The following is a 12,470-nucleotide window of genomic DNA, read 5'->3' as shown; positions in this document are numbered from 1 at the left end:
CTTTGAATTGCCACTATTAATATTGGGGACAATGAGAGAGCGAAAGGTATAAAAAGAATTGGAATTAGATAACTCTTTGTTTTTTATAAAAACAGGAAGTATAAGAGTATGAGCTTCTGTACAATTCATTTTTAGTATATTGACGAGGATTATACAACAAGAGGGGGACTGAACTTGGAATCAATGACCTTTGTTTTATTTGGAGCGACAGGGGACTTAGCGAAACGCAAAATTTACCCCGCGCTATATAACTTATATAGAGATCAAAAGCTTCCAAAGCAAATATCTGTTATCGGGCTTGGAAGACGTCAAGTATCTCATGAAGATTTTCAAGAAAGAATAAAAGAATCAATAGAGACGTTTTCTCGTCAGAGGGAAGAAGGTACTCCGGAACTCGAAGGTTTTTTAGATAATTTTCGCTATTGTCCATTAGATGTGAGTAAACCGGAAGACTATGAGAGGTTATTACAAGTCGTTCGTGAAAGGGAAGAGGAACTACATATAAAAGGAAATAGAATGTTCTATCTTTCAGTTGCTCCTGAATTTTTCGAGACCATTGCTTTAAATATTAAGGAAAGCGGACTTGATAAAACAGATGGATGGAAACGCCTAATGATTGAGAAACCGTTTGGGCACGACCTTACATCTGCTCGTGAGCTCAATGATAAGCTTAGTCGCACGTTTGAAGAAGACGAGATATACCGTATTGATCATTATTTAGGTAAACCGATGATTCAAAACCTAGAAGCACTAGAATTTGCAAATCCTGTTCTCCAATCGATTTGGAACAAAGAACATATAGCAAATGTACAAATCACAGCTAGTGAAACGGTTGGGGTTGAAGAAAGAGCTGGATATTATGATCACGCAGGAGCCATTCGAGATATGGTTCAAAATCACATGTTACAAATATTAATGATGACTGCTATGAATCTGCCGGAAAAAATTAACGCATGTGAAATTAGAGAGGAAAAACGAAAGGTAATGGAGACGCTTCGCAAAGTAAAAAAAGAAGACGTTCAAAGCCATATCATTCGCGGTCAATATTCTTCAGGAGAGATAAAAGGTGGGCAAGTTGTAGCGTATAAAGAGGAGCCAGGAGTAAATCCTTCTTCTAACATAGACACATTTGTTGCTGCTCGTTTGTGGATCGATAATCCATTTTGGACTGGCGTTCCCTTCTATATACGAACAGGAAAACGAATGAAAGAAAAGTCTACTCGTATTGTAATCGAATTTAAAAATACGTTAAAACAGCAATATCAAGATAATAATCCAAATGCAGAACCTAACTTATTAATAATTGAAATTAGCCCAGGTGAGAATGTTTCATTACAGTTAAATAGTAAAAATCCATTGAAAAATGGAGAAATTGAACCAATCCGTATTAACTTTACTTGCGAGCAAGTGGATGTGGGAGTACCTGAAGCGTATGAAAGACTCATTCATGATGCTGTAAGTGGAGACGCTACATTCTTTGCGCATTGGAGAGAAGTTGAATTGTCATGGGAATGGGTACAGCCAATTCTTGAAGCATTCGAGGAGAACTTATTGCCACTTCATGAATATGAGTCTGGTTCATATGGTCCAGATGCGTCTAATGAATTATTGCAAGAAAGTGGATTTAAATGGTGGTTAGATCAAGAGACGGAAAAATAAGTACTTTCTTTAATGAAAGCATTTAGGGGGACGATTACTATGACACAAAACATAAATCAATTAGCAGTGAATACACTTCGTACGTTATCGATTGATGCTATAAATGCGGCAAATTCAGGTCATCCGGGTCTTCCGATGGGAGCAGCACCAATGGCTTATGCACTATGGGCGAATCATTTAAATCACAATCCTAATCATCCAAAATGGTTTAACCGTGATCGTTTCGTTTTATCGGCGGGACATGGATCTAGTCTATTATATAGCCTACTTCATTTAGCTGGATATGACGTTTCAATTGATGACTTGAAAAACTTCAGAAAGTTAAATAGTAAAACACCAGGACATCCTGAGTTTGGTCATACTCCTGGAGTTGAAGCGACTACAGGCCCGTTAGGACAAGGGATTGCTAATGCTGTCGGAATGGCAATGGCAGAAGCTCATTTAGCAGCGAAGTTTAATAAGGATGGTCACTCTATTATAGATCACAATACGTATGCTTTAGTTGGAGATGGTGATTTAATGGAGGGTGTCGCTTATGAAGCGATGTCAATGGCAGGACATATGAAACTTGGCAAGTTAATTGTACTGTATGATTCAAATGAAATTTCACTTGATGGTGAATTAGGCATTGCTTTTTCTGAAGATATTCAGAAAAGGGCAGAATCTGTACATTGGCAATATGTAAGAGTTGAAGATGGAAACGATGTCGATGCTATTACAAAAGCCATTACATTAGCGAAAGAAAATACGGACCAACCTACTCTTATAGAAATTAGAACAGTTATAGGTTATGGAAGTCCAAAAGTTGCTGGAACAAACAAAGCACATGGTAACCCACTTGGAGTAGAAGAGGCGACAGCTACAAAACAAGTGTATGGTTGGCATTATGAGGAAGACTTCTTTGTACCTGAAGAAGTAAAAGCTCATTTTAATGAACTAAAACAAAAAGGTATTGAAAAAGACAATGACTGGAATGAGCAGTTCAACTTATACAGAGAAGCGAACCCTGCACTAGCAGATGAATTAGAAAAAGCGATTACAGGTGAGGTTTTAATCGAAGCGAAAGACATTCTATCCTTTGATACTGAAAAAACGATTTCCACTCGTGTTGCAAGTGGGGAAGCTATTAACCATTATGTGAAATCGATTCCTTCTATTTTTGGTGGAAGTGCAGATCTTTCGCATTCTACTATGACAGATATGAAAGGTGAAGCAGTGTATGCAGTAGAATCGTATGCTGGCCGAAATATATACTTCGGTGTACGTGAACATGCAATGGGCGCGGCAGCGAATGGACTGGCTCTCCATGGAGGAGTAAAACCGTTCGTAAGTACATTCTTTGTATTTAACGATTATCTTCGTCCATCAATTCGACTTGCTGCACTGCAAAAGTTACCAGTTACTTACGTATTCACACATGATTCGATTGCTGTAGGAGAAGATGGTCCAACGCATGAACCAATTGAACAATTGGCAGCTCTTCGGGCAATTCCTGGTCTAACAGTTATCCGCCCGTCAGATGCGAATGAAACAGCGAGTGCTTGGGCATATGCTTTACAGCAAACGGATGGTCCAGTCGTTTTAGTACTTAGCCGTCAAAATTTACCGGTATTTGAGGAAACGAAAGCGAATATAGAGAATCTTTCTAAAGGAGCTTACGTATTAACGCAAACAAATGAAAATCCGGATGTGATTTTAATTGCGACAGGTTCTGAAGTATCCTTAGCTGCTAATGCGAAAGCAAAATTAGAAGAAGATCATGTTTCTGTTCGCATCGTTGCAATGCCGAGCTGGGAGTTATTCGATCGCCAATCGAAACAATATAAAGAATCAATTCTTCCGTCTTCTGTAACGAAACGAGTATCGCTTGAGATGGGTGTATCTCTCGGTTGGGAGCGTTATGTAGGGCAGGAAGGAAAAGTACTATCAATTGAAACATTTGGAGCTTCAGGCACTGGAGCTGAAGTCATGAATCTATTTGGATTTACGACAGAAAATGTTGTTCAAATTACAAAAAATGTATTGAATTCTTAAGCTATGACAGTGAATACTTTTCTAGACAAATCAACTTATCAGTGCTGAAAGATATTCAAGATCGTAGTGATATGAATTTTTAATAAAAGATGATTTGAGGAGGAATTATATTATGCAAGTAGGTTTAATTGGTTTAGGTAAAATGGGATTAAATTTAGGGAAAAATTTAATGGATCATAAACATGAAGTAGCAGCATTTGATTTAAATACGAGCGCAGTAGAAGAAATGAAAGAGTATGGGGCTACAGGTACATCTAGTTTAAGTGAACTTGTTCAGTCATTACAATCACCAAGAATTATTTGGGTAATGGTACCACACGCTGTAGTTGATTCTGTTATTGATGAGGTTACACCATTGCTTTCAAAAGGAGATATTTTAATTGAAGCGGGTAATTCACATTATAAAGAGTCTATTCGCCGATATGAGCAATTAAAGAAAGATGGCATTCACTTTATGGATGCAGGAACTTCTGGCGGAATGGAAGGCGCTCGTAATGGTGCTTGTTACATGATCGGAGGAGATCAAGAAGCTTGGGACATCGTTGAACCTATCTTCCGCGATACTGCTGTAGAAAATGGATTCTTATATGCTGGAAAAGCTGGTAGTGGTCACTTCTTAAAAATGGTTCACAACGGAATTGAATACGGTATGATGGCTGCTATTGGTGAAGGATTTGAGATTCTAGAGAAAAGTGAATTTGACTACGATTATGAAAAAGTATCAAGAGTATGGAACAACGGTTCAGTAATTCGTTCTTGGTTAATGGAATTAACAGAAAATGCGTTTTCTAAAGATGCAAAACTGGATGAAATTAAGGGTGTTATGCATTCTTCTGGTGAAGGGAAATGGACAGTAGAAACAGCATTAGATCTTCAAACAGCAACTCCTGTTATCGCAATGTCGTTATTAATGCGCTATCGCTCATTAGACAATGATACATTTACAGGAAAAGTAGTAGCAGCTCTGCGCAATGAATTTGGCGGACATGCAGTAGAAAAGAAATAAAGTGAAACTTTAATAAGTAGGGGCTTTATTCCACACCAATCGGGCTTTTACGGGATAAGCATATTAAACAAGTAACTCATCAACGTTTAAAAACTGGAGGGAATTGATCATGAAATTTTTTATTGATACTGCAAATCTTGAGGACATAAAAAAAGCATATAGACTTGGAGTTTTGGCTGGTGTTACAACGAATCCTTCTTTAGTAGCAAAAGAGGGCGTTAAGTTTGAAGACCGTATCGCAGAAATTTGTCAGGCAGTACCTAAAGTTGAGTCTGTTTCGGCAGAAGTAACGCCAGATGCTGTTACAGCTGAAGAAATGATTGCTCAAGCAGAAGAATTAATTAAAATTAACGGTGGCGATAAAAACGTCACGATAAAACTTCCAATGACGCTAGCAGGATTAGAAGCTTGTCGCTATCTTACTGAAAAAGGTGTGAAAACGAACGTTACACTTATCTTCACGGTGAACCAAGCACTTTTAGCTGCTCGAGCAGGTGCAACGTACGTTTCTCCATTTTTAGGACGTTTAGATGATATTTCTGAAGATGGTGTGCTCTTAGTTGCGAAAATTGCTGAGCTATTCGATATTCATCAATTAGATACACAAATTATTGCGGCTTCTGTCAGACACCCAGATCATGTAACTCGTGTAGCGATGGCAGGTGCTCACATTGCAACAATCCCTTATAAAGTAATTGAACAACTTGCTATGCATCCATTAACAGATCAAGGTATTGAAAAGTTCGCTGCAGATTGGGCGAAAGCACCTAAATTATAATATATGAAAGTGAAGGAGGCTTTCCGAAAATTGCTTTTCATGAGAGGACAGATTCCTAGGTAACTTCATCGTTTAACTTGGATCCTGAGTTAGGAGTCTTACTACGTGAAAACAGCAGAGAAGAAAGTGTCATTCACTTTTGAAGAAGGAAAATATGCTCGTATGAAGCATGTATAAAATAACATTATAATTATGAAAGAGAAATCCCCTTATCAGAGAGAGTAGTTAACATGTATCTCTGATAAGGGAGATTCTTTTTGTATAAATTATTATTTTGTGAAGATGATTTGTATATCGATATATAAATTCTTACTCATGAAAGAACTATATAGGTTCTCTTAATTGTATAGCAATTTTGAAAGGGTTTACATAAAGGGGTGGAACTGAGTATGAATATGTACCTTTTAATGATTACATTATTATCAATCGTAATTGTTATTTTAGGGGTATCGTGGTGGAGATGGCATGCGTTTATTAGTTTAACGATTGCAAGTTTGTTTTTAGCAATTATGTCTGGAATGCCAATGGATAAAATAGTGAGTGCTTATGAAACAGGAGTGGGAAGTGTTCTCGGGCATTTAGTAGGTATTTTAGTATTAGGTACAATTCTAGGGAAAATGATGGCAGAGTCAGGTGCTGGAATGCAGGTGGCAGAGTTCTTTATTAAATCCTTTGGAATAAAAAACTTACCATGGGCGATGTTAATTGCAGGTTTTATTATTGGAATTCCGGTGTTTTTTGAAGTAGGCATTTTAATATTATTGCCGTTAGTAATTTCTATTCATAAAACAACGAGACAAAATATTTTATTGATAGCATTACCAGCAATTGCTGGGTTATCTGTCGTACACGGCCTTGTTCCTCCGCATCCAGGGGCAATCGTTGCAATTGGTATTTATAAAGCGAACCTTGGGAAGGTACTTCTTTATTCACTCATTATTACATTTTTTGCAGCGATTATTGCAGGTCCTATATTCGCTAAGTGGATTCACAAACGTGTAATTCCTGAAAATGAGCCAGAATTGATTCGTGTAAATACAAAATCAACGAAATTACCAGGAATAGGAGTTTCATTTTTAGTTATATTGTTACCTGTTATGTTAATGGTTTTAGCTGCAGCAGCTCCTTATGTGCCTCTTTCTAATACTTTGATGAAGATTATCACATTAATCGGTAGTCCTATAATTGCGCTATTGATTGCATGTTTTGCAGCTTTCTATTTTCTTGGATTTCGTCAAGGTATCGATAAAAAGGCTATTAAGAAGGTAACAGAAGATAGCTTATTACCAATCGGTTCTATTGTTGCGATTATTGGTGCTGGCGGCGGATTTAAGCAAATTCTTATCGATAGTGGCGTAGGGAATGCTATTGCTCAAATGTCTGAACATTTAGCTCTATCTCCAATTGTATTAGCATTTATAGTAGCTGGATTAATTCGAATTGCGACAGGGTCAGCGACAGTCGCCTTAACAACAGCAGCGGGCATCGTCTCTCCAATCGTTGAAAATACGACAGGTGTAAATTTAGAGTTACTCGTCATTGCAACAGGTGCAGGAGCACTCATGTTTTCACACGTAAACGATGCTGGGTTCTGGATGGTAAAAGAATACCTAGGTTTAACAGTGAAAGAAACATTTAAAACATGGACGGTATTAGAAACATTACTTTCATTTATCGCTTTTGGAGGTGTTTTACTACTCGATATGTTTGTTTAAAATAAAGATGTTTCTATTTAGATAATTGTGGCATACAACGTTATCAGTAGATAAAAGGAATTTATTTTTATGGTGGGATACTGTAGCAATTTTTTGTTAGGAGGAAGAAATGGTGAGCTCAAAATATATGATTGGTGTAGACATTGGGACAACTAGTACAAAATCAGTTCTATTTTCTACTGATGGATCTGTTATTGCAAGTCATGGAATTGAATATCCTTTATATTCTCCTACGCCTGAAATAGCAGAACAAGACCCAGAAGAAATTTTTCATGCAGTAATAAATACGATTAAAGAAACTGTACGATCAAGTAGTGTACAGCCAAATGATATTCTTTGTGTCTCTTTTAGTTCGGCAATGCATAGTATCATTGCTGTAGATGAGAAGGGAAAACCGTTAACGAGATGTATCACTTGGGCAGATAATAGAAGTGCAAGCTGGGCAGAGAAAATAAAGAGTGATATGAATGGTCATGAAATTTATTTGCGTACTGGAACACCAATTCATCCTATGTCACCACTTTCGAAATTAGTTTGGTTACAGAATGAGCAGGCAGAATTGTTTGCAAAAAGTTATAAATTCATTTCTATTAAAGAATATGTGTTTTATAAATTATATAAAGAATATGTAATTGATTATTCTATAGCATCAGCAACAGGAATGTTCAATTTGAAATCTTTAAAATGGGATGAGGAAGCTCTTCGTGTTGCAGGGATTTCAGATGAAAAGCTTTCTAAACTTGTTCCAACGACGCACAGCTTAATAGGATTAGATGAAGAACTTGCAAAAGAGATGAATGTACTTGTTTCTACGCCCTTTGTAGTGGGAGCGAGTGATGGAGTGCTATCGAATTTAGGCGTAAATGCAATAGATCCTGGGGTTGTGGCTGTTACAATTGGTACAAGCGGTGCGATACGTGCTGTAACAAATTGTCCTGTGACAGATCCAAAAGGTAGAATTTTTTGTTATGCCTTAACTGAAGACCATTGGGTAATCGGTGGACCAGTTAATAACGGTGGTATGATTTTCAGATGGGCTCGTGATCAATTAGGCACTTCGGAGATTGAGCTTGCGAAGCGTTTAGGGAAAGATCCATATGAAGTGCTTACTGAAATAGCAGCAAAAGTAAATCCTGGATCTGACGGTTTATTATTTCATCCGTATTTAGCAGGGGAAAGAGCTCCTTTATGGAATGCGAATGCGCGAGGATCTTTTTTTGGACTCGGATTACATCATAAGAAAGAACATCTTATTCGTGCTGTATTAGAAGGAGTAATTTATAACTTATATACCGTTCTTCTCGCTTTAAAAGAGCTAATTGGCGAACCGAAAAAAATTCAAGCAACAGGCGGTTTTGCAAGGTCAGAACTTTGGAGACAGATGATGGCGGATATTTTTCATCAAGACGTATATGTTCCTGAAAGTTTCGAAAGCTCTTGCTTAGGAGCTGTAATCCTCGGTTTATATAGTTTAGGTGAAGTAGATACGTTACATGTAGTTTCTGAAATGGTAGGTGCGAATTTCCACCATGAACCAAACATGGAAAGTGTGGAAAAATATAAAGATTTAACACCAATCTATATTCGTCTGTCCCGTCACTTGGAAGAAGAATATGAAAGTATAGCAGCGTATCAAAAAAAGTGGGTTTAAAGGCTATTTAGCAGAGAAATATGGTAACGTATAAAGAGGTACTCCAATTTTTTTAGGATACTCTTTCAACATAAAATATTTTAAGAAGTATGATGAACGAAAAATATAGGGAGAGAGGGTTATGAAAATGAAGGATAACAAAGAGTTTATTGGATATGTTGGAACTTATACGAAAGAAAATAGTGAGGGAATATATAAGTTTACTTTAGACACAGAAGCAAAAAAAATTAGTAATGTAACACTTGCGGCTAAGCTGGATAACCCTACATATGTAACGATTAACCGAAATAATGAATATCTCTATTCCGTTGTTAAGGAAGGAGAATCTGGTGGTGTAGCTGCTTATTCAATTGATAGTAAAACTGGAGATTTAAAGGCAGAAAACAGACAAGTAGTAGAAGGGGCTTCTCCTTGTCATGTGAGCGTTGATAGTGGGAATCATACGGTAGTTACAGCAAATTACCATAAAGGAACGATTGAGTCTTTTGAAATAAATGAAGAAAATGGAACTGTAAATCATGCTTCATCTATTATGGCGCATGAAGGTTCAGGTCCGAATAAAGAAAGACAAGAAAAACCACATGCACATTATGCGGGATATACTCCTGATGAAAAATATGTAGTGGGCGTTGATTTAGGGATAGATAAAATAATTACGTATGAAATAAAAGGTAGTGCATTAACAGAAGTGAATAGCTTATCTGTAAATCCAGGAAGTGGGCCGAGACATATTACTTTTCATCCGAATGGAAAGTATGCGTATGTGATGACTGAGCTGAGTTCAGAGGTTATCGTATTAACATATAATGCGGAAGAAGGGACCTTTACAGAATTACAGTATATTTCTACTATTCCAGCAGAGTTTGATGAAAATAGTCAAGGAAGTGCGATTCATATTTCTTCTGACGGCCGTTTTGTATATGCAGGTAATCGTGGCCATAATAGTATTGCTGTTTTCAGTGTGGATCAAAATTCAGGTGAGCTTACATTTGTTGAACATACATCTACAGAAGGAAATTGGCCAAGAGACTTTGTATTAGATCCTACTGAAAAGTTCCTTGTTGCTACAAATGAAAAGTCGCATAATCTTGTGTTATTTTCAAGAAATGAATCTACAGGAAAGTTAACTCTTTTACAATCTGATGTTGTTGTGCCAGAGCCTGTTTGTGTTAAATTTTTAAATGTTTAAGCTATGTTCGATATATTTGAAAAATCGCTGATATAATTTTATATATCAAGAAAACAAAAAAAGCAAAGCGATATCGCTTTGCTTTTTACTGTTTCTTTTTCGGTCTACGTACTAACTCGCCGCCGCAGTTTGGACAAACGTTATGTCTTTCTTCTGTACATGGTGCACAAAACGTACATTCATACACGCAAATGTAAGCTTCAGAATCTTGCTCCAGCGATTGATCGCAAATTTGACAGTTTGTTTTCATTTCTAGTGCCATAGTAATTCTCCTTTTTGTTTGAAAATTTATAATTTAATTATAATTCATTAGATAGAATTAGTCTTTTTCAATTGAAAGGAAATCGAATGATAAAGTTGTGATTTGAAATGAAAGATGCCAATTTATTTTAAAATTGATTATTTTGTGCAGTTGGAATATTATGAAATAGTCAAAAGACAACAGGGGGTATACATTTTGACTAATCATAACGATCATTTAAAAGCAAACTGCGAAAAATGCTTCGGTCTATGTTGCGTGGCGTTACCGTTCGCAGCATCGGTAGATTTTGCAGTGAATAAAGATGGTGGTAAACCATGTTCCAATTTACAATCAGATTTTAAATGTAGTATACATAAAAATCTTAGAGGAAAAGGTTATAAAGGGTGTACAGTATTTGAATGTTTCGGTGCTGGGCAGAAGATTTCTCAAGTTACCTTTAAAGGGATTGATTGGCGGAAAGATGCTAAGCATGCGAGAAAAATGTATGATGCTTTTTCGGTTATGCATCAGCTCCATGAAATGCTTTGGTATTTGAATGAGGCGATTCTATTAAAGGCGACGCAGCCAATTCATAAAGAACTAAGTAAAGCGATTGCAGAGACAGAGCGACTTTCGAATTTAAATGCGGACGAGTTAATGAAAGTAAATATTCCATTACACCGTGCAGAAGTAAATGTTTTACTTTTAGAAACGAGTGAGCTAGTTTGGAAGGAAATGAATGCGACGCGTAAGAAACGAATCATTCACCGCGGAGCAGATCTTATGGGAGCAAACCTGAAAAAGAAAAATTTACAAGGCGCGAATTTAAGGGGTGCTTATTTAATTGCAGCGAACTTAAATGGTGCAGACTTAAGAGGAGCAGATCTCATCGGAGCAGATTTAAGAGATGCAGATATTCGCGGTGCAGACTTTACAAATAGTATTTTTCTTACGCAAGTTCAAATTAATGCGGCGAAAGGGGATAAACATACGAAATTGCCGGAATTGTTATCCCGTCCCGCGCATTGGAGTGCGTAAACAGTGAGTTTATACGAACAGGCAGAGACTAAGAATCTCTGCCTGTTTTTTTATTTCTTTTCAAAAGTAGTAATTAAAACGCTACATATAATAAGAATACCACCAATAAAAAAGTTACTATTTAATGTCTCATTTAATAAGAGCCAGCCAAGTAATGATCCGACGATAGGTTGGAAGAAGAAAAATAAGGAACCGATGCTTGCATCCATTAGTTCTAATCCTTTATTCCAAAGGAAAAAGGCACCTGCCGTTGATATGACTCCTAAATATAATACGCCTAGTATTACGTACGTATTTACGGTTCCGATAGAGGCTACTTGTAGTTCCCATATCATAAAAGGTGTAATAAAAAAGAGTGAAAAGAATATGGCGTACGTTGTAATAACTAAAGATGAAAACCGAGCTGAAGCAATTTTTACATAAATGGATAGTAAAGCCCACGTAATAGCGGCTCCCACTAATATGATGGTACCGATAAAATAGGAGCCAATTTCAATATCCCATCCGATTACGATAATGACACCGATTGTCGCTATTATAGTAGATAAAAGTCTACGAGCGGTTAGCTTTTCTTTTAAAATAATTGCTGCAAATATAACCATAAATGCAGGTGTTGCGGATGTTACTAAAGAGCCTGTATGGGCGTCGGATAATTTTGTTCCGATGAATTGAGATGTGATTGAAATGAAATATCCGATAAATCCAATCCAAGCGAAGAGTAGCCAATCTTTTTTGCGAATGGTTACTTTTTTCTTTTGTTTTTTCTCTGCTATTTTCAAAATACCATACAAAACAACAAAAGCGATAATAAAGCGTAGCCAAACGAGTGTCAGTGGTGGAATAAAGTCGAGTACGTATTTGCTAACAACATACATACCGCCCCATATACTTGCTGCTAGTGATAAGCATATAGCTCCTAAAATTGTTTGTTTCATTTGAAGTACCTCCGTCTATTTTTAGGGTATTATGAGTTCCCTAAGACGAGGCATAGTGTATTCGTTATATGAATGCCCGTCTTAGTTTATAGACGGCCTACAGGTTGATCGTTTTCGAATGAAGTGTTGTAGTACATGAGTGCATTCCTCCTTCATATTTTATAATGATATTATAACTTAATTTTCAGTTTATTTGGATGTTTATTGTTGTACGGAGTGGAATC

10 protein-coding genes are annotated in these 12,470 nt (G+C 36.8%); 8 read left to right on the top strand and 2 right to left on the bottom strand.

Going from position 1 to position 12,470, the window contains the following annotated elements:
- Positions 1-174 precede the first annotated feature (174 nt).
- From zwf to ACS2MN_RS10135, 7 genes are all read left to right on the top strand, one after another.
- The gene (gene zwf / locus ACS2MN_RS10165; protein WP_000445355.1) at positions 175-1,659 is read left to right on the top strand and encodes a glucose-6-phosphate dehydrogenase; all 1,485 of its coding nucleotides are present in this window, start codon (positions 175-177) and stop codon (positions 1,657-1,659) included.
- Positions 1,660-1,698: 39 nt separating this feature from the next.
- Entirely contained in the window at positions 1,699-3,693 is a 1,995-nt protein-coding gene (gene tkt / locus ACS2MN_RS10160) for a transketolase (RefSeq protein WP_088054996.1), read from the top strand.
- Between the two features lie 112 nt (positions 3,694-3,805).
- On the top strand, positions 3,806-4,699 hold the full coding sequence (gnd, locus tag ACS2MN_RS10155; protein WP_001195918.1) for a phosphogluconate dehydrogenase (NAD(+)-dependent, decarboxylating): 894 nt from the start codon (positions 3,806-3,808) through the stop codon (positions 4,697-4,699).
- Between the two features lie 109 nt (positions 4,700-4,808).
- On the top strand, positions 4,809-5,477 hold the full coding sequence (fsa, locus tag ACS2MN_RS10150; RefSeq protein WP_088054995.1) for a fructose-6-phosphate aldolase: 669 nt from the start codon (positions 4,809-4,811) through the stop codon (positions 5,475-5,477).
- A 389-nt stretch (positions 5,478-5,866) separates the two neighbouring features.
- Entirely contained in the window at positions 5,867-7,192 is a 1,326-nt protein-coding gene (gene gntP, locus ACS2MN_RS10145) for a gluconate permease GntP (RefSeq protein ID WP_088054994.1), read from the top strand.
- 109 nt (positions 7,193-7,301) lie between these two features.
- Positions 7,302-8,843, top strand: coding sequence for a gluconokinase (gene gntK, locus ACS2MN_RS10140; protein WP_098709496.1), 1,542 nt, complete (start codon positions 7,302-7,304; stop codon positions 8,841-8,843).
- A 121-nt stretch (positions 8,844-8,964) separates the two neighbouring features.
- Entirely contained in the window at positions 8,965-10,032 is a 1,068-nt protein-coding gene (locus ACS2MN_RS10135; protein ID WP_098709497.1) for a lactonase family protein, read from the top strand.
- An 85-nt stretch (positions 10,033-10,117) separates the two neighbouring features.
- On the opposite strand, the gene ACS2MN_RS10130 is transcribed toward ACS2MN_RS10135, so the two are convergent.
- Positions 10,118-10,294 carry a DUF1272 domain-containing protein gene (locus ACS2MN_RS10130; RefSeq protein WP_001162789.1) on the bottom strand — a complete coding sequence of 59 codons (177 nt, stop codon included), beginning with the start codon at positions 10,292-10,294 and terminating at the stop codon, positions 10,118-10,120.
- Positions 10,295-10,489: 195 nt separating this feature from the next.
- On the opposite strand from ACS2MN_RS10130, the gene ACS2MN_RS10125 reads away from it, so the two are divergent.
- Positions 10,490-11,311, top strand: coding sequence for a pentapeptide repeat-containing protein (locus ACS2MN_RS10125; RefSeq protein ID WP_346994486.1), 822 nt, complete (start codon positions 10,490-10,492; stop codon positions 11,309-11,311).
- 50 nt (positions 11,312-11,361) lie between these two features.
- Here the strand turns inward: ACS2MN_RS10125 and ACS2MN_RS10120 are convergent, their stop codons facing one another.
- Positions 11,362-12,246, bottom strand: a complete 885-nt coding sequence (locus tag ACS2MN_RS10120; RefSeq protein ID WP_098709499.1) for a DMT family transporter — start codon at positions 12,244-12,246, stop codon at positions 11,362-11,364.
- Positions 12,247-12,470 lie beyond the last annotated feature (224 nt).

The organism is Bacillus cereus group sp. BceL062 (genome assembly GCF_051780025.1).
Taxonomy (GTDB): Bacteria; Bacillota; Bacilli; order Bacillales; family Bacillaceae_G; genus Bacillus_A; species Bacillus_A toyonensis.
Note: the sequence above shows the minus strand (reverse complement) of the source record. Positions and strands in the feature narration are given on the sequence as shown.